Source organism: Shewanella septentrionalis (assembly GCF_025370265.1).
GTDB classification, from domain to species: Bacteria; Pseudomonadota; Gammaproteobacteria; order Enterobacterales; family Shewanellaceae; genus Shewanella; species Shewanella hafniensis.
The window spans coordinates 40,973-60,279 of sequence record NZ_JAMTCC010000026.1; the positions used below are offsets into that span (position 1 = coordinate 40,973).

Below are 19,307 nucleotides of genomic sequence, written 5' to 3' on the forward strand. Positions count from 1 at the left end.
GTTTTCAATGAATTACGCCTTTTCCCGATGGAATTATGTTATTTTATCTAAGCATATCGATATAACATCCGAGCCATTTATGAAAATTGTTGTTGTGGGTATGGGCTATGTGGGCCTATCAAATGCCGTCTTATTGGCGCAGCAAAACCAAGTCACTGCAATTGATTTAGTCCCTGAACGTGTCAAGCAAGTTAACGAACGCACATCCACTGTGGTTGATGAATTAATCGAAGACTACCTGCAAAACAGATCGTTGAATTTAACTGCAACAACGGAAAATGTAGCCTTTCAATCGGCTGACTTTGTGATTATTGCGACTCCAACAGACTACGATCCTCAGACTAATTATTTTAATACCCATTCGGTTGAAAGCGTCATTCGTGATGTACTCGCTGTTAATCCTGATACGACGATGATCATCAAATCGACTGTCCCCGTCGGTTATACAGCAGCATTAAGGCACAAGTTTAAGAGCGACAACATACTCTTTTCTCCAGAGTTCTTACGCGAAGGGAAAGCCTTGTATGACAATCTTCATCCCTCACGGATTGTCGTCGGTGAACGCTCGGCGCGTGCCCAAGTCTTTGCTGACCTTTTAGCTAAGGCGGCAATCAAGCAAGATATTCCTATTTTGCTGACCGATAGCACCGAAGCCGAAGCGATTAAGTTATTTGCTAATACATTTCTTGCCATGCGGGTCGCCTACTTTAACGAGCTAGATACCTATGCAGAGAGTCGAGGATTAAATACTCGCCAGATTATTGAGGGGGTTAGCCTCGATCCGCGTATTGGTGATTATTACAACAATCCTTCTTTTGGCTATGGCGGGTACTGTCTTCCGAAAGACACTAAGCAATTACTGGCTAACTACAATGATGTCCCAAACAATCTAATCAGTGCCATTGTCGACTCAAACACCACACGCAAAGACTTTATCGCCGACGCTATTATCCGTAAGCAGCCAAAATGTGTAGGAATTTATCGTTTGATCATGAAAGCCGATTCAGACAATTTCCGCGCCTCAGCAGTGCAAGGCGTGATGAAGCGCATTAAAGCGAAAGGCATTGAAGTCGTCGTGTTTGAGCCTGTACTTAAAGAAGATTACTTTTTCAAATCTCGCGTGATGAGAGACTTAACTGAATTTAAGTCAATGTGTGATGTGATCGTCTCCAACCGTATGGTTGATGAACTCAATGATGTTGCGGATAAAGTCTATACCCGAGATCTATTTCACCATGATTAATACACTTTAAATAAAGGTCATAAATGAAATACTTAGTCACAGGCGCTGCGGGTTTTATCGGCGCCAAAGTCAGTGAACGCCTTTGCTTACTTGGCCATGAAGTTATCGGCATTGATAACCTCAATGACTATTACGACGTCAATCTCAAATTGGCACGTTTAGACCTTTTACAAACTTTAGATAATTTCCATTTTATTAAACTCGATCTCGCAAACAGGGAAGGTATTGCTGCGCTTTTTGCCCAGCATGCATTTCAACGCGTTATTCATCTGGCAGCTCAAGCGGGGGTGCGTTACTCGCTAGATAACCCCCTTGCCTACGCAGATAGCAATTTAGTCGGACATCTCACGATATTAGAGGGCTGTCGCCATCATAAAATTGAACACCTAGTGTATGCTTCCTCATCCTCAATTTATGGCTTGAATCAAAAGATGCCCTTCTCCACTGAAGACAGCATAGATCATCCCATTTCGCTCTATGCCGCCACGAAGAAAGCCAATGAATTGATGTCGCACACTTACTCACATTTATATCAATTACCGACGACAGGTCTGCGCTTTTTTACCGTCTACGGCCCTTGGGGCCGTCCCGATATGGCTTTATTTAAATTCACCAAAGCCATACTCGCAGGTGAAGTAATCGATGTGTATAACCATGGCGACCTCAGTCGAGACTTTACCTATATTGATGATATTGTTGAGGGAATCATTCGGGTACAAGCCAAACCACCTCGCCCAAATACGGACTGGACAGTAGAGGCTGGCACGCCGGCCACCAGCAGCGCGCCATATCGCGTCTTTAATATTGGCAATGGTAGCCCAGTGCAGTTACTCGACTTTATTACAGCGCTAGAAGATGCCTTAGGCATTAAAACGAACAAGAACTTCCTACCGATGCAACCGGGCGATGTGCATTCGACATGGGCCGACACAAGTGACCTATTTGATGCCGTTGGCTATAAGCCATTAATGGATATTAATACTGGGGTCGCACAATTTGTGGACTGGTATCGCCAGTTCTATAACAAATAATTTTGTGTCAAAAAGCCAAACAAAAAGACCTGCAAGAATGCAGGCCTTTGCTTTAATCATGAATGTTAGAATCGATACTCAAAACTGCTAAAGAGCGTGGCATTAGTATCGTTTTCTTGAACATCAAATTCCGATCTCGATACTGTTCCGCCCAAATTTAACATACCTTGCCACAGTGGCATGCGGTAAGAAAACTCTAACATCAACAAATCTTCCTTCGGTGGTTGCGGCGCCCAAGTGTTGGCCACATTTGAACCATCTTTATTCAGCTGGGCATAACGCAATAAAGAAGTAAAACCACGGCTGTTACTAAACTGACCCACAAGACCTACGACATATACTTTAGCGTCACTATCATAAGTTGAGCCTAGGGCTCGATTATAATATCGAGAACCACTCAAGTAAGTTGAATGCTCATAAAAACAATTGAATTCATTAGGATCTAGACCACATGCAACCACAGTATCTGTATATTCAAAAAACAACTTATATTGTTGATCTGTAAATGCAAAACGCGTATCAGCGCCAAATAAGTATGCACAATCAGCTAAATCCCATGGGTTAGAGCCGCTAGAATCCTCACAGGTTCGTTCAAGATAAAGCCCGACAGGCACCTTAAACCAAGTATCCGCATATCGGATATCAAACCCAGCCAATTGATTACCAATTTTAGTATTGGAGGCTGGATCGCATGTTGCACTTCCATCCGCACATTCAGTGCCACCAGTTATCGCTTTAAAAAAGCTTTTAACACCGCAATCCTGTCCTTCACCACAGAACTGTGTTGTCCAAGAAACGCCCATTTCAACCGATTTTATTGGCCTAATACTCGATCTAAAATTCCATAATGCTGCATTGGCAACTGCCCGATTGTTTTCAAATAGACTAAAGCCGGCGGTTAAGGTCCAAGGGCCAATCCAAGACAACCACGGCGTTTCAAACGCTGCCGCATTATTACGACTTAGCATCACTGAAGGCATTGGCCTCGCGTTATTCGACTTATGCAACGAAGAGTCAAACCCTGGTCCCCACCACTGCTCAAGAGTCCCTGCCGTAATAATCCAGTTATCAATAATCATTGATATATAAGAGTCGTCTAAACGAAATTGGTCTTCAGTAGCATCATAATTGGCACTTCCAGAAGCTTTAAAGGCAAAACGTTCTCCAACGTATTCATGGGAAATATTTAATTCACCTTGCTCACGGTAGTCTGAACCAAAATGCTGAAACCGTGCGGCATCAGTACCGGCGGTTACTTTAACGCTGGTATTTCCACGATTTCCAATTGCGCTACTATAGTAAAAATTAACCCTTGCGAAAGACTGAACTAAACTTGGGCTCAGTTTTTCTGGCTCGACCTTCGCTAGATCAGCACCAATACCGGCCCACATTAAGGGATAGGTATTCACAGGCACAGTAATCACACCCGCATCGGCAAGTGCTTGAATATCGGCTCGAAGATAAATATCTGAAGCATCAACCCAAGGTGCAGCAGTAAGCATTGAAGAAAATAACAAGCCAGAGGCAACGCTAGTAGCAAGGATAGCGGGGATTAAAAAAGCCTTCATAACATCCTTTTAAGTATCATCGCGAGGTCACAATGCCTCAAAGTTAACACAAAATTCCCACGTAAAAATCATTAGTCCGTGGGCAAAATCTAGTTTTTGACGAGCTTAGCCGCAAGAGCCATAGCCACTTCTGAGTGAACAAATTGGCTCACATCGCCACCATGCAAAGCGACTTCCTTTACTAATGTTGAAGAGATAAAGGAGTTTTCCTCGGCAGGTGTTAAAAAAACACTTTCCAGATCTGGACTCAATCGGCGATTCATATTTGCTAGCTGGAATTCATATTCGAAGTCAGATACCGCACGTAAGCCACGCACTAGCACACTGGCTTTTTGTTCCTTAGCAAAATCCACTAACAGGCCAGAAAATCCAACCACTTCAACGTTATCCAAATGGGCTGTGACACGGTTTACCAGTTCAACCCGCTCTTCTAAGGTGAATCTTGGCTGCTTAGAAGGATTAGCAGCAATGCCAATGATCACATGTTTGAATAACTTAGCGGCACGCTCAATCAAGTCGGCATGGCCATTGGTAATGGGATCAAACGTCCCAGGATAAATCGCTCTTGTGTGCACTTTACTGACTCAACTCACATTGGATGCCAAAAATCATTGTTCGTCAGTCTACTCGTTTTAGCCAAGCGAGTGAATAATCGCAGCTAAATCGGCTTTAAATAGCCATAAGAAGCCTCAAATTTGACAAGAATCCAAGTGAGTAAGCCCCTATAAAGGCGCCAACTGATATAATGTTTCACCTAATTGAAACCGACCAAATACGATGTCGCTTACCCATTCGACGCTATCACGATAAGTCAAAGCTAGGTTGAAACCGCGACGTTTAAAGACACGCATAAGAGCATATATGAAGAAAATCGCGATTTTTTGCTATAACTTTTTCTCCAACGGCACGGTAAAAATAGCCTTATCGCAGGCAGAAGTGTTGCAGGAAGCAGGTCAAGATGTGCATTTATTTGTGTTTCACAAGGAAGGCGATTTTATGCCGCCACAAAATGTAACCATTCATTATCTGTTTGAAGCAGGTCAAAAACCTTCGCTTCAGGAGCAGAGACAACAACTTATAACGAAAGTGAGCGAAGCAGAAAAAACGGGGGGATTCTCACTTTTTTTAAGCAATTCAACCGACTGCGACGTTGTTGTTTCCGGCTGTCATTTCGATCCTTGCTACTACTTCTGTCATTGTGCATTAAAGCAAGAATTATTGATGGAGTTAAAACGCGGTCCAGTGCACTTCTGGCGCAGATGGAAAAAAGCCAAAGCTCTGATCGGCAAAAAAATTATCACAGTTTCAAATGGGATTGCCGACGAACTAAGAGCCACATCGTGGTTAAAACCACAGAGCGTGCAAACCATCTACAACCCTTTTCGCCTCGAAGAAATAAAAAATAAAGCTCAAGAAGTCATTGCCGAAATTCCCAATGAACCTTACATGATCCATGTGGGTAGAGTGACTCGTCAAAAACGCCATGACATTCTCTTTAAAGCATTGAGGGAGATGCCGACAGCGCCTAAGCTAGTTCTTCTCTGTAATCGGCCAAATAAGGCGCGTAAATTAGCCCAAAAATACGGCGTAGAGCACCGAATCATCACACCTGGTTTTCAACATAATCCCTATGCTTGGATTGCTAAAGCAGAATTGATGCTGCTGAGCTCCGACTTTGAGGGCTTGCCCACTGTGGTCATTGAATCATTAGCCTGCGGCACGCCAGTTGTCAGCACAGACTGTCCTCACGGCCCAAATGAAATCCTTACAGGGCACTTAGCAAAATACTTAGTCCCTGTTCGTCAACCAGCACTGCTGGCACAGAAGGCTCTGGAATGTCTGGCATCGCCTCCATCGCTTGAAGACCTTGCTATTCTTAAAGCCGTAGATAGTCAAAATATTGCAAAGCAATATTTGAACTTAGCCGAATAAATATCTTTATACGGTAAAAAGTAGAAACTCTATTGAATATAAGTAGAGTTTCTACTTAACCTCCAACACCTGTTACACTCTGATACAGCATGAAAGCTCGTTTTAATTGGATTAAAAAACACAAGACGTTAACAAATGCATCAAACAAAGAGTAATAACACACAGAAATACAATACATTTAGCCTGTATAATTACTATTATTGAACATCGATAAAACAGTTTATTATAAGGTTAACCATTCTGTATTTATGAATAAATAATTTCATTGATAGTCTATTTGAAAAATATCAAAATACTCCCATCAAATAATTCTGCCTAAGTAGAATTAGCAATAAATGATTTTTTTGGGGTAGTAATGAGTAAGTTTAAAGTGGCTTTATTAGTTGATGAGTACTTTGGGGGTACAGGTACAGTGTACGGTGGGTACGGTTTTCTAGCGCGCTACTTAATTGCCAAACACTTACCCAATGAGAATATTGAAGTAGAAGTGCTCATAAAAAAAGACTGCAGCAAGCAAAGATTAATACCTCGTCGCTATATGATCGATGGCATTAAAGTTTATCGTTTAGCAGCTAAGTTTATGGATTTTATTAATATTAGATTTTTAAAAAAGAAAAATTACGATATATTTTTGTCAATAGAAATGACAACCCATTCCTACCGTATTCTTAAAACTATCCCTAATATTGATAAAAAACTTCTATTTTGGGTACAAGATCCAAGACCTGATTATGAATGGGATGAAATTAATACCGTCAAACTTTTCCCAGAGAAAAGTTATTGGGACAGTAATATTAATCAGTTTGTTCATGACCTTTGGGCAGCAGGGAAAGTCTCATTTATTTCTCAAGCACGCTTTTTAGATCGTAAAGCCAGAGATCTCTATAATCTCGATAATAAAACTGAACTCAAATATTTACCCAACCCTATTGAGATAGATCACAGTTTCGATGTAGAAGCTCACCCGAAGAAAAATCACATTATCTTTCTGGGACGAATTGAGTCAGTCAAACGTGGTTGGTTATTTTGCGAGATAGCTAAACTGATGCCTGAATATGAATTTTTCATGCTAGGTCAATCATTTAGGCAATCAAAGAAAAATCAGTCCATCATGAATGACTACCTAAATATTCCCAACCTACATTTTGTAGGGCATGTAGAAGGCGATCGAAAAAACCAGCTAATCAAAGATGCTAAAATTTTAGTCAACACTTCAATTCACGAAGCTCTACCAATTTCTTTCTTAGAAGCGTTATCTTATGGCACCCTTCTCGTCAGTTGCCGTGACCCCGACGAGCTGACGAGTCAATTTGGCGTATTTACAGGTACAGTGCTCGGAGATGGTTTTGATAAAGTCGATTTATTTGTCGATGGTATACGCCATCTGATGGAAAACGAACAACTAAGACAAGAACTCGCGGTTAAGGCAGTTGACTACATCAAAGCAAACCACAGTATTGAAGATTTCCAGAAAAATATGCAAGAAATCATCTTTAAACTGGTTGAAGAAACGAAACTGCAAGGCTAACAAAATGGGCCGATATTTCAATATCGGCCCATAAGTAACGACTGCTAACTAAAAAACTTCAAATAACCTAGCTTGCGACGCATCTTAAAATGGCGTAGCAAGTTCAATGGTTTAGGCTTAAGCCAATCGGTGCCTTTATCAATCAAAGCATCTGTTGCGGCTAAAACTCGCTGGCTAGATTGGCCATCCCCCGTAGGGTGAATTTGATTACAATAAGCATGGATGTGCGCCATCAAATCATCAGGACGACTCAGTGCTCGCGTTAATGCAGATTCAATATCCTCAACCTGACAGATATCGATTAAATGATCTTTAGGTGACTGATTTTTAAAGGTCACCACTGGCTTACGCTGCATTAAAAACATCAATAAAATCGATGAAGTATCGCAGAGCATCACATCACCCGCCTGCAGAAGCGGGATCACGTTATCGGTTTCCACAAACTGGAGATTCTCATTTTCGAGAGTCTTGTATTGCTCAACAATACTTGGCTTCATCTTAGGATGGAATTGTACTAACCAGCGCCACTGGCCCTTTTGCGACAGGATTTTGATCTGCTCAAATACCACAGGTGCGCAGGTCAAACTAGGTGAAAATGTCGAGCAAAAGAGTACCACAGGTCTTGGGTCATCCGCTTTGATATAGGGATTATCTTTATTCTCAATAAATAGGGGGTCGAGCGCAGGCCATCCCGTCTCAGCCACTGTAAAAGTGCCGAACTTTTTCTCGAGTTCAAGGAAAGGTAAAGTTGTCGCCGGGCCTTGAGTACAATACAAATCAAAGCAATCACGGATTTCGAAGTGATCTTCGCGACCCTTATGGTTCATTTTACCCGCATTAAAGCCATGAAATACCCCGACTTTAACCCCAGGAATAAAACGAGGGACAACATTCCCAGGAACAAATACCGCATCGGGTTTCCACGCCTTAACGGCATCAACGCTCAACAAACGCGGCTCATCAGCCTTTAGAAACTTAGCGTCGACTTCATTTCCCTCTAAAAACCAGCAAACCTCATCGCCTCTAGCCCAAATGGCTTGTTGAAGCGGCCTTAACATCGCATAGGAATAGTTTTGCGCTATGTAAAATAAGTAACGTCTTTTGGCTTGTTTGACTTCTTCCACAAGTATTCCCCCAACAACTCAAACAATTTAATTATTTTGCCAACGCTAAATATTGCTCGGCTATTATCGTAGCATCCACTTTTGCCAAAATGTCCACCTGTTCAAGAGATGGCGGCAGGCTAACAACCTCATCTATCATGTTTGCTAGCGCAGCAGGATCACGACGCGGCACAAGATACGGCACTAAATTCCCCGTTAAAATCTCACTAGGTCCATGGGGGCAATCAGTGCTCACCACAGGCGTCCCACACGCTAATGACTCAATCAAGACTGTCGGCAAACCTTCAAAATCGGAACTAAGCACTAATGCCTTAGCCTGCTTAATCCAAGGGAAAGGATTGCTTTGGAAACCGGGAATAATTAAGCGTTTCTCAATACCGAACTTTTTCGCCGCTTTTATCGCTTTCTTGTGGTTGTGGCACAAGAGCACCACGGGAAGTTGATTTTGCGTTAGCTTGAGGGCTTGAAACAGTACATCATGGCGTTTTTGCTTAGCAAAGCGACCGACATGAATAAGATAATCACCCTGAGGAATTTGCGGATTGTCTTGCTGTGATTGAGATGTGATTTCATTAAACTCAAATGGATTATAGATAGTCTGCATCGATGCTGGATGCAAACGACCTCGATCTTTAATCTCCTTTGCTATGCCATTTGAGACGGTAATCAAATGCTGGCCATTGAGCGCTTTTTTGGCTCTCAGCTTTTTTAAATAGGCGAAGGGGCCGAGTTTAAACTGACGGCTCAACTCTTCTTCCACAGAGGAATGGACTATGACATAAAGCGGTGAAACACCTGTTTTGGTCATCATCAAATTGGTTTTATCTAAGTTAGATAAAAACAAATCGAACTTGCCCACTTGAGATTCAATTTCCGCAATTTTTGTGATGAGTTTGTGAACCGAAGCATTCAATCGCCCAAAATGGTCGAAATCTTTATCCTTAGGCGCAAAACATTGATGAACGGGTAAGTCCTCAGGGGTTTCATAATAGCGATTATCTTCCATGACTAAAAAATGCGGCTCATGTCCTAAGCGAATAAATTGCTTGGCTAAGGTAATCATGACCTTTTCGGCTCCGCCACCCGCTAAACTATCAATGGCAATGGCTATCCGCATGATTTATCTCCTAAACGATCATATACATTGTGAATCTCACGAATTGCGACATTTAAACCATTTAAATCACTGGCCTTACATTGCAATTCATATCCATCATTATTTTCTACTTTTTTTATTAGCGCTTTAACCGCATCTTGTATTTCGCTCGATTCAGCCGTACATGCCATAACTAACTGTTTTAATTTGCAAGCAGCAATCCTATTGGACTGATCTTTTGAAATGGGTACGGCTAATATTGCTTTGTGCAGCGCAATCGCTTGTAAAAGCGTATCGCCCCCCCCCAATACAGCAGCCATAGAGGCTGCGAGAAGATTTATAAACTGTTGATTATCAAGTTGCGAGATCAAAATAATGCCAGCTAAATTAGGCAATGATTTGGGATAATTCGGGCCGAAAACCATGACACTTGTTATGCCTGATGCTTTATAGCTTTCATGAGCGGCCTGTGCAAAAATATCTGCGGCTAATTCGCCATTAACCTTGTGCCCACCAGAACCCGCATTAAATAATACAAACTCATTATTTGTTAACTGATATTGCGCTAATAACGCCGCTTGAGTGCTTGCATCGGGTTGGGTAAAGACTGGACCTATATTCAAAGGCGCGGGTTTATTAATGAGTTTCAGCTTCAGGCGATCTAACCAACTGATAGGACCGATCACAAATTCTGGTTGCACGACCCAATGACAATCCGTCACTAAAGCGCGGCCAATTTTCATTCCACGGCTACGCTTACGCTTGTGCTGGCTGAGAAATATGACCTTAGCGCCGAGTTTATGGGCATGGACTAACTGTGATTTACGCCCAGAAGCATCGAACAATACTATATCGGGCAGGTAATCAGACATGATTTGATTCACCGCTTTGACTTGTTTAGTCGGCGTATCTTCAAGTAGCACTGCCGGATAAGGGCATTGAGCCGCATAGGGTGCCTGTTGACTCAAAATAAATTTAATCTCAGCGCTCGGCCACAGTCGTTTAACCTCATCGGCGATGATCATTGATCTCATGTATTCGCCAATGCCCTCAGCCGACGATACGGGAATAAATAAAAATTTAGTGGCCGTTTTGACTGTCATAAATATCCTTTAATACACTCAAATTCCATTTGATACATGACTATCATTCACCACTAACTCAAACTTCTCAATCACGGCTTCAACACTGATCAAAGCCATCAAATGCTCGCCTTTGGCGCGAGTTCCCCACGTAATTTGTCCACTATGTTGCGATCTCATTGCCTCATCATAGGCACTCACCACATATTGTTGCGATAGGTAAGGACCTGTGCGCCCAGGATTCGAATGGGCATATAAACCGATCACCGGAGTACCTTGGGTCACCGCCATATGCGCAGGGCCCGTATCAGGCGCTAACACTAAACTGGCGCGTTTTAGCAGGGCCAATAATTGCGTCAGACTGGTTTTGCCCACTAAATTATCGATTTTAGAGGGACAAGCCTGCAAAATTTGCTCTGCTAAATCCTTCTCAAGTTGAGTTGGGCCACCGCAAAGCATGACTCTAAATCCTTTCGCAATCGCATGGCTCGCAACGGCGGCATAGCGCTCTGGTAACCAGTTACGTTCTGCCTTACTGGCTGCAGCGCAAATGATAAAGACTTTTTCATTGTCTTTAATCTGCGTCTGGGCAAATTCAGTATCCGCAATGGGTACAGGAATATGCCATTGAGGAGTGAGATCGTTAACGCCAATCGCCTTAGCGAATCCCATAAATCCTTCGAGCACATGGGGCTTGGCCAAGGGCTCCACCCTGTGATTTGTCACTAGCCACTGACCTTCTTTAGCGCGGGCACGATCAAAACCTATGCGCACCTTTGCCGAAATGGCTAATGAAGCCAAAGTGGCACGTAGCGCAACCTGCATATGCAGCAGCACGTCAAAACGTCGGCCTTTTAAGGCCTTACGCAAATTAAAATAGCTGCGCCATCCTTGAGATTTATCGAAAATAACAAACTCAATGCCGGGTAAATGCTTCAACAATTGATATTCGAGTTTACCGATCACCCATGTGATTTTGAGCTCGGGGTATTGCCGCTGAATCGCCTGCACCATTGCCACGGCATGACAGACGTCACCGATAGCGGATAAGCGCAGCAAACAAAGAGAATTCATGGTATTGGGATTTAAACTCATTGGGATTGAAGCTAAAAGCTCTTAAGGTTATTTGGCGCAAGCTAAGGATCTTAATGTAGAATGGCCCTAGGTGCCACGCTTAAGTCAACAAATCTCCGATGAATGCTCAGATACAGCTCATAAAAACCGCCCAAGGTCACATGGCAGTTTGCCAAGATACGCCAACAGATATCGATCCCGCGTGGTTCTCGGTGGATTTTTGGCGGGCTAAAAATGCTGTCGTCGGTTCATCCAAAGGCCGCTACACCACTTGGTTTGTGGCATTTGAGCACAGTCATTGGGTATTGCGTCATTATTGGCGTGGCGGCTTAATGGAGAAATTCAGCAAAGATGCTTACGTTTATACTGGCCTCGAAAATACCCGCGCCATGGGTGAGTTACGCTTATTAGACATTTTGTATCGCGAAGATTTTGCTGTACCTAAACCGATTGCCGCCAACATAGTGCGCGATGGATTATTTTACCGCGCCGATATCATTATCGAACGGGTCGAAGGCGCCGAAGATTTAGTCGCTAAACTCGGCAAAGGGGTCATGAGCACTGAGCAATGGCAAGCATTGGGAGCAACTATCGCCCAATTCCACCAGCGTGGTGTGTACCACGCCGACCTTAATGCCAAGAATATTCTGTTCCAGCCCGCGCAAACTGAACCCTTAACGCCAGAACGGTTTTATCTTATCGATTTCGACCGCGGCGAGTTAAAAACACCGAGCCCGCAATGGCAGCAATCGAATCTAGACAGACTTTTACGTTCCTTCAATAAAGAACAAGGCAAGTTACCAAACCTTGCCTTCACCGCTGATAACTGGTCATCACTGATGCAGGGCTATCAAGCGGCGATGCAAAACGCCTGAACCACTAAAAAAATTATCCAGTTAAATTAAGCGGTTATTAAATATTGTGCGAGAAGAAATTGTCGCTGTAAGGCACCACGATTAGCCTCAACCACAGCCAATCCCGCGTTCACCGCCTGCAGGCGTAACTCAGGTTTAGCAAAATACTCAATCAAGTTAGCGGCAAGTTCATCCGCCGATGCGACAACCTTTAACCCACCAGCATCCGCCAACATCTGCGTAATTTGAGCAAAATCCCAATGGTTCGGTCCCACCATAACAGGCACGCCCATAGCAACAGGCTCCAAGGGATTATGGCCACCATTATTGATCAGCGTGCCACCGACAAAAGCTTGATCAGCGGCACCATAAAAGGTCAGAAGTTCACCCATGGTATCGCCGACCAGCACTTGAGTCGTTGCCGTCACAGGAAGATTACTGCTGCGACGAATTAATTCAAAACCTTGGCTGGCAACAAACTCAGCAACTGCAGAAAACTGCTCAGGATGACGCGGCGCAATAATCAGCAAGGCATCGGGCCACTGAGCCAATAATTGCCTATGGGCGGTGAGCATGGCGTCAAATTCTCCAGGATGCACACTGCCTGCGACCCAAATCGGCGAGGTTTTACGCCCCCAAGTCTGACGCAACAGCTTGGCATTGGCTAAACGCTCAGGCGTAATACTGAGATCAAACTTCAAGCTACCGCATACTGTCACTCTGTCCTGCGATACACCTAACTCGATAAAACGCTGCGCTTCTACTTGAGTCTGCACCGCAATAACATCGAGTCGTTGCAACATAGGTCGACTGAGTTTAGGACGCTTAGCATATTGCGCCGCCGACTTGGCCGACAGACGTGCATTGGCCAACATCAAGCGCACACCTCGCTTGGCCGCTATGGCAACCAAGTTAGGCCACAGTTCAGTTTCCATAATGATGCAAGATTTAGGTGAGACTTGGCGCAAGAAACGCCCTACACACCAAGGTAAGTCAAAGGGTAAATAACAATGTTGCACTGAGTCACCAAAGGCTTTACGCACCTGCGCAGACCCTGTTGGGCTGGTTGTGGTAACCGTAATGCTTAATTCAGGGTGTGATTGCATAATCAAACGGATCAATGGGATTGCCGCAAGCGTTTCACCCATAGACACAGAATGGACCAGTAAATCCGTCGATTTAAGTCGAGTTAATCCAAAACGCTCCCCCCAACGACCGCGGTAATCAGGGCTTTTAATAGCACGAAATGCTAAATAGACGACTAGCAAAGGGGATAATAAATATAAGATCGTGGAATAGAGAAAACGATTCATTAAAAACGTGCTTATGAGTTTTGCCTGATGAATAGCGGCAATGTTAGCATATGCACCAAATTAGGGATAATTTACCAGCAGTTCGGCGGTCGTTGGTTAGCTTTCTTTGATCAATTATGTGGCGTTCACTAGCAATTTGGATAACTTATGAAAACCCGCGACAAAATAATCTATGCCAGTCTTGAACTGTTCAACGAGCATGGCGAAAGAAACATCACCACCAATCACATTGCCGCTCACTTAAATATGAGTCCCGGGAATCTTTATTACCATTTTCGCAATAAAGAAGACATTATCCGCTGTATTTTCAGTCTATATGAGAATCATCTCGAATCGGGTTTCCAACCCTATGAAGATAAGCAAGTGGATGTAGAACTGTTAATCGGCTACTTCGATGCTATGTTCTATACCTTGTGGCAATTCCGCTTTATGTACGCCAATCTTGCGGATATTCTCGCCCGCGATGAAGAACTAAAAAAACGCTATTTGCACGCACAGCAGCAAGTCTTAACGCGTTCAAGCCATGTGCTGCATAAACTCACACAAGATGGATTTCTGTGTGTCGATGCTGACAAAATCACGCCACTGGCGGATACCATTAAGATGATCGTCAGCTTTTGGATTGGTTATCAACTCACACAATCCAGCACGTCCACCATTACTAAAGCGACACTTTATGAAGGCGTTTTAAGGGTGCTGATGATTTTCAAAGCCTATGCAACCCCGACTTCCGTTGCGACTTTTACTCGCCTAGAGCAACATTACCACGCGCTAGCGAGTCAAGAATCCCTATAACATCATCCCAAACGCCTATATTGGGAACTCGCATTCGGAACTAAACTCAAAGCAATTATAGTACTGAGTGCGAACCCGTTTTCGCTCTACAACGCTTAAAAGAATACTCAGTCAAACAGTGGCAAACTTATGTTGCACATTAGTTTTTATAATGTAAAAACCACTTTAGCCCTAAACTAGTTTATCTTGCGAACCTGCATGAAAAAAAGGCTGTAGGCCGATTAGGTTTAGAGTTAGAATGCCGCCACTCCCAAAATCAGAATAAAGTTAACTAAGGAGATATCAGGTGGCCTCTACCTCATTCTACGCACAGATTAATCAACAGCTTGCAGACATCAAAGCCGAAGGCTTATATAAAAGCGAGCGTGTTATTGCCTCACCACAACAGACTGCCATTCAAGTTAATCACCAAGAAGTTGTTAACTTTTGCGCGAATAATTACCTAGGCCTAGCGAATCACCCAGAGCTAATCAAAGCCGCCCAACAGGGCTTAGACAGCCACGGCTTTGGTATGGCGTCGGTACGCTTTATTTGCGGCACCCAAGACATACATAAAAAGCTAGAAGCTAGCCTAAGCGAATTCCTCGGCACTGAAGACACCATTCTTTACTCTTCATGTTTTGATGCAAACGCAGGTCTGTTCGAGACCTTGTTAGATGCAGAAGACGCCATCATTTCCGATGCGTTAAACCATGCTTCTATCATCGACGGTGTGCGTTTATGTAAAGCGAAGCGTTTCCGCTATGCCAACAACGACATGGCCGATTTAGAAACTCAGTTGATCGCCGCGAAAGAAACAGGCGCCCGTAACATCTTGATCGCCACCGATGGCGTATTCTCGATGGACGGCGTGATTGCTAACCTGCAAGGCGTATGTGATTTAGCCGATAAATACGGCGCACTGGTGATGGTCGATGACTCTCACGCTGTGGGCTTTATCGGCGCAAACGGCCGTGGCACGCACGAATATTGCAATGTGATGGACAGAGTCGACATCATCACTGGCACCTTAGGCAAAGCCTTAGGCGGCGCATCGGGTGGTTTCACTTCGGGTAAAAAAGAAGTCATCGACTGGTTACGTCAGCGTTCACGTCCTTACCTGTTCTCTAACTCATTAGCGCCATCAATCGTGACTGCATCTATCCATGTGTTAGAAATGCTCAAATCAGGCCAAGCCCTGCGCGAAGCCGTATGGGAAAACAGCCGTTATTTCCGTGAGCAAATGTCAGCAGCAGGCTTTACTTTGGGCGGCGCCGACCACGCGATTATCCCTGTAATGATTGGTGATGCGAAACTGGCGGGCGACTTTGCTAACCGCTTATTAGCAGAACATATTTATGTTATTGGCTTCTCGTTCCCAGTAGTTCCTAAGGGACAAGCCCGTATCCGTACGCAAATGTCAGCGGCACATACCCGTGAGCAACTCGACAAAGCGATCGCCGCCTTTACCCGTATTGCCAAAGAAATGGGCATTATTTAACCCCTATTTAGGACTTGAGACAATGAAAGCACTAAGCAAGTTAAAAGCCGAAAAAGGTATTTGGTTAGTCGATGCGCCTAAGCCAGTGATGGGCCACAACGATCTGCTGATCAAAATTAAAAAAACTGCGATTTGTGGCACCGACATGCACATCTACAACTGGGACGAATGGTCACAAAAAACCATTCCAGTCCCCATGGTTGTTGGTCATGAATATGTAGGCGAAGTGGTTGATATCGGTCAAGAAGTTCGTGGTTTTAAGATTGGAGACCGCGTTTCTGGTGAAGGCCATATCACCTGCGGCCACTGCCGTAACTGCCGCGCTGGCCGCACCCATTTATGCCGCAACACCTCTGGTGTCGGTGTAAACCGTGAAGGTTCATTCGCGGAATACTTAGTGATCCCTGCCTTTAACGCCTTTAAAATCCCTGATGACATCAGCGATGATTTAGCATCAATTTTCGACCCATTCGGTAACGCCGTTCACACAGCGTTGTCCTTCGATTTAGTCGGCGAAGACGTGTTGATCACAGGCGCAGGCCCAATCGGCATTATGGCTGCGGCCGTATGTCGTCACGTAGGTGCGCGCCATGTGGTGATCACCGACGTCAACGAATACCGCTTAGAGCTGGCCCGTAAAATGGGTGCCACTCGCGCAGTCAACGTGTCTAAAGAAAGCCTGAAAGACGTGATGAAGGAACTGGGCATGACCGAAGGTTTCGACGTCGGTTTAGAAATGTCTGGCGTACCATCAGCCTTCCACGCCATGTTAGATACCATGAACCACGGCGGCAAAGTCGCTATGCTGGGTATTCCTGGTGGCGAAATGGCGATTGATTGGAGCAAAGTGATCTTCAAAGGTTTGGTCATTAAAGGCATCTACGGCCGCGAAATGTTCGAAACTTGGTACAAGATGGCGAGCCTTATCCAATCTGGCTTAGATATTTCGCCTATCATCACTCACCACTTCAAGATTGATGATTTCCAACAAGGTTTCGACGCTATGGGCTCGGGCCAATCAGGTAAAGTAATCCTCAGCTGGGATTAATCCTGCAGAGCATTACTTATACCCAAACGACCTGAAGATGCAGGATTCGTATCTTCAGATAGCTTGGGTATAGATGGGGCTGTACACTCGCAGCCCCTTGTTGCACACTTATCCCATCTTGATTTCCATCCCTTAGCTTTGTCAGGTTTTATTATGTCTTCCTTTAAACACTTAAGCGTTAATCAATTGCTGCAAATGACCGAAGCACAGCCAGTGCAAATCGTCGATATCCGCGATGGCAATAGCTTCACCAACGGCCATATTGCAGGTGCAACTAACCTGAATAACGAAAACCTAGCGCAATTTATTAGCCAAGCCGATATGGATAGCCCACTGGTGGTGGTTTGTTATCACGGCATGAGCAGCCAAAATGCGGCGCAATATTTATGCGAACAAGGTTTTGATGACGTTTACAGCCTAGACGGCGGCTATAGCGCTTGGCATGAGGCGAATGCATGATAGAAATTGGCAGACTCCCCAACAGCAGAGCCGCGCAGGCATTTGTCGATTACCTCAAAGGTGAACACATTGACTGCCAAATTGAGCCGCTGGAGCAAGGTGTCGCCATTCTCGTCATCCATGACAAAGATGTGGAGCAAGCGCGCACAGAGTTTGCCCATTTCATGGCTCATCCCTACGACAGTAAATATCTGCAAGCCTCGTGGGAACACGGCGATACCCAAACTAAGATAGATTACGGTGCGCCTTCGCTACAGTTGTTTACCCAATTCATTACCGGCGCAGGCCCAGTCACGTTGATCGTTTTTGCGGTTTGCGTACTCATTTTTGCGGCGATGAACTTAGGGTTCGCCAACCAAACCTACGCAGCACTGTCCTATTTTGGCGCGGTACCAAATTCAGAGTTCAGCCAGTTCTGGCGTGTTTTTACCCCAAGCCTGCTGCATTTTTCAGCCATGCACGTCATCTTTAACTTGCTATGGTGGTGGTATTTAGGCGGTAAAATCGAAACCCGTATCGGCACAGCGCCATTGCTAATCTTGCTGTTTGTGGCGGGCACACTGCCAAACGTCATCCAATATTATGTCGGTGGACCTAACTTCGGCGGGCTATCTGGCGTTGTGTATGCCGTGGTGGGCTACACTTGGATCATGGGGATACGTAAACCTGTGGCAGGTATAGGCTTACCGCCATCATATATGGCCTTTATGATGATTTGGTTGGCATTGGGATTCACGGATATTCTAGGGGTTGCCGTTGCGAACGGTGCCCACATTGGTGGCTTACTCATAGGGTTAGCCCAAGGTTTATTCGATAGCCGCAAGTCCTCAAGCTCAATCTAATCCCGTTATACCAAGATAAATCCAGAAGAACGCATGGGGATTTATCTTGGTTCAATGACGCGCTCTTACACTTCTACAAACCTAACGCGCGTCAGTCATCTCCAGTACCTTAGCAACCAGCTTGTCGATGCCTGAATGCGCTTCAGCAATACTTCCAGCCAACATATAAGCGGGAGTGCTGATTATTCGATTCGCTTCATCTACGACGATCTCATGCACAGTCGCGACTTGATGCTCTCCACCCATCAAATTGAACGCCGCAACAGTATCGCTATCATTACCAATAGTGCCTTTTACGCCATGGGGATATAAACGCGGGATCATCATAGGTGCGATACAGATAAAGCCAACGGGCTTTTTCGCCAGAATGAACTCATTGATAAAATCAGTCACCAGCGGATCGACTTCACACTCGCTGCCGTTCGTCGCAAAATTACACAGATTTTTCGCCGCCCCAAAACCACCGGGAATGATCAAGGCATCAAATTCGGCGATAGCTAATTCTGTGGTCGATTTGACTTCGCCACGGGCAATGCGCGCCGACTCCACCAGAACATTACGACTTGCTGTCGCATCGACCTCACCAGTGAGATGATCTACCACATGCATCTGTTTGATATCAGGTGCAAAACATTGGTAATGAACCCCAGCTTTAGATAAACATAAAAGCGTTAAAACCGATTCATGGATCTCTGTTCCATCGAAAACACCGCACCCACTCAGTAACACTGCGACTTTTTTCATTAAAAATATCCTTCTTATGTCATTAAGTTTTAACAAACCATAAACAAACTGGTTGATCTGATTAAAAATCGTGCTAACTTAATTCGTCGAATCT

General features: G+C 44.5%; 18 protein-coding genes. 10 read left to right on the forward strand and 8 right to left on the reverse strand.

Features of this window, described 5'->3' with window-relative positions:
• Positions 1-79: 79 nt before the first annotated feature.
• Both NE536_RS15245 and NE536_RS15250 read left to right on the forward strand, forming a co-directional pair.
• On the forward strand, positions 80-1,243 hold the full coding sequence (locus NE536_RS15245; protein WP_261273208.1) for a nucleotide sugar dehydrogenase: 1,164 nt from the start codon (positions 80-82) through the stop codon (positions 1,241-1,243).
• 23 nt (positions 1,244-1,266) lie between these two features.
• The gene (locus NE536_RS15250) at positions 1,267-2,274 is read left to right on the forward strand and encodes an NAD-dependent epimerase (RefSeq protein ID WP_261273209.1); all 1,008 of its coding nucleotides are present in this window, start codon (positions 1,267-1,269) and stop codon (positions 2,272-2,274) included.
• Between the two features lie 65 nt (positions 2,275-2,339).
• On the opposite strand, the gene NE536_RS15255 is transcribed toward NE536_RS15250, so the two are convergent.
• Complete coding sequence (locus NE536_RS15255) at positions 2,340-3,842, reverse strand: capsule assembly Wzi family protein (protein WP_261273210.1); 1,503 nt, start codon at positions 3,840-3,842, stop codon at positions 2,340-2,342.
• A gap of 89 nt (positions 3,843-3,931) precedes the next feature.
• Complete coding sequence (gene coaD / locus NE536_RS15260; RefSeq protein ID WP_226060126.1) at positions 3,932-4,417, reverse strand: pantetheine-phosphate adenylyltransferase; 486 nt, start codon at positions 4,415-4,417, stop codon at positions 3,932-3,934.
• 286 nt (positions 4,418-4,703) lie between these two features.
• Between coaD and NE536_RS15265 the strand changes: the two genes are divergently transcribed.
• Both NE536_RS15265 and NE536_RS15270 read left to right on the forward strand, forming a co-directional pair.
• Positions 4,704-5,774 carry a glycosyltransferase gene (locus NE536_RS15265; protein WP_261273211.1) on the forward strand — a complete coding sequence of 357 codons (1,071 nt, stop codon included), beginning with the start codon at positions 4,704-4,706 and terminating at the stop codon, positions 5,772-5,774.
• 355 nt (positions 5,775-6,129) lie between these two features.
• Positions 6,130-7,302, forward strand: coding sequence for a glycosyltransferase family 4 protein (locus NE536_RS15270; protein ID WP_261273212.1), 1,173 nt, complete (start codon positions 6,130-6,132; stop codon positions 7,300-7,302).
• Positions 7,303-7,346: 44 nt separating this feature from the next.
• Here the strand turns inward: NE536_RS15270 and NE536_RS15275 are convergent, their stop codons facing one another.
• The 4 genes from NE536_RS15275 to NE536_RS15290 are packed head-to-tail and all read right to left on the reverse strand — an operon-like array spanning position 7,347 to position 11,699.
• The gene (locus tag NE536_RS15275; RefSeq protein WP_261273213.1) at positions 7,347-8,426 is read right to left on the reverse strand and encodes a CDP-glycerol glycerophosphotransferase family protein; all 1,080 of its coding nucleotides are present in this window, start codon (positions 8,424-8,426) and stop codon (positions 7,347-7,349) included.
• 31 nt (positions 8,427-8,457) lie between these two features.
• Positions 8,458-9,543 (reverse strand): glycosyltransferase, encoded by a 1,086-nt coding sequence (locus tag NE536_RS15280; protein ID WP_261273214.1) that lies wholly within the window; start codon positions 9,541-9,543, stop codon positions 8,458-8,460.
• Complete coding sequence (locus tag NE536_RS15285; protein ID WP_425347536.1) at positions 9,534-10,625, reverse strand: hypothetical protein; 1,092 nt, start codon at positions 10,623-10,625, stop codon at positions 9,534-9,536. The genes NE536_RS15280 and NE536_RS15285 overlap by 10 nt, the downstream gene beginning before the upstream one ends.
• Positions 10,626-10,643: 18 nt before the next feature.
• Positions 10,644-11,699, reverse strand: a complete 1,056-nt coding sequence (locus tag NE536_RS15290) for a glycosyltransferase family 9 protein (protein WP_261273216.1) — start codon at positions 11,697-11,699, stop codon at positions 10,644-10,646.
• A gap of 98 nt (positions 11,700-11,797) precedes the next feature.
• Here NE536_RS15290 and NE536_RS15295 point away from each other — a divergent pair, with 98 nt between their 5' ends.
• A complete protein-coding gene (locus NE536_RS15295; RefSeq protein ID WP_261273217.1) occupies positions 11,798-12,553 on the forward strand; it encodes a 3-deoxy-D-manno-octulosonic acid kinase in 756 nt (251 codons plus the stop codon).
• A 26-nt stretch (positions 12,554-12,579) separates the two neighbouring features.
• Here the strand turns inward: NE536_RS15295 and waaA are convergent, their stop codons facing one another.
• Positions 12,580-13,845 (reverse strand): lipid IV(A) 3-deoxy-D-manno-octulosonic acid transferase, encoded by a 1,266-nt coding sequence (waaA, locus tag NE536_RS15300; protein ID WP_261273218.1) that lies wholly within the window; start codon positions 13,843-13,845, stop codon positions 12,580-12,582.
• Positions 13,846-13,992: 147 nt separating this feature from the next.
• On the opposite strand from waaA, the gene NE536_RS15305 reads away from it, so the two are divergent.
• The 5 genes from NE536_RS15305 to glpG all read left to right on the forward strand — a co-directional run bounded on the left by NE536_RS15305 (position 13,993) and on the right by glpG (position 18,469).
• Positions 13,993-14,640: a TetR/AcrR family transcriptional regulator gene (locus NE536_RS15305; protein ID WP_113940155.1), complete on the forward strand. Its 648-nt coding sequence runs from the start codon at positions 13,993-13,995 to the stop codon at positions 14,638-14,640.
• A 286-nt stretch (positions 14,641-14,926) separates the two neighbouring features.
• A complete protein-coding gene (locus tag NE536_RS15310; protein ID WP_261273219.1) occupies positions 14,927-16,120 on the forward strand; it encodes a glycine C-acetyltransferase in 1,194 nt (397 codons plus the stop codon).
• 22 nt (positions 16,121-16,142) lie between these two features.
• Entirely contained in the window at positions 16,143-17,168 is a 1,026-nt protein-coding gene (gene tdh / locus NE536_RS15315; protein ID WP_006079369.1) for an L-threonine 3-dehydrogenase, read from the forward strand.
• A 153-nt stretch (positions 17,169-17,321) separates the two neighbouring features.
• Positions 17,322-17,627: a thiosulfate sulfurtransferase GlpE gene (gene glpE / locus NE536_RS15320; protein ID WP_006084745.1), complete on the forward strand. Its 306-nt coding sequence runs from the start codon at positions 17,322-17,324 to the stop codon at positions 17,625-17,627.
• Complete coding sequence (gene glpG / locus NE536_RS15325) at positions 17,624-18,469, forward strand: rhomboid family intramembrane serine protease GlpG (protein ID WP_261273220.1); 846 nt, start codon at positions 17,624-17,626, stop codon at positions 18,467-18,469. Before glpE ends, glpG begins: the two co-directional genes overlap by 4 nt.
• A gap of 81 nt (positions 18,470-18,550) precedes the next feature.
• On the opposite strand, the gene elbB is transcribed toward glpG, so the two are convergent.
• Complete coding sequence (gene elbB / locus NE536_RS15330; RefSeq protein WP_261273221.1) at positions 18,551-19,213, reverse strand: isoprenoid biosynthesis glyoxalase ElbB; 663 nt, start codon at positions 19,211-19,213, stop codon at positions 18,551-18,553.
• Positions 19,214-19,307: the final 94 nt, after the last annotated feature.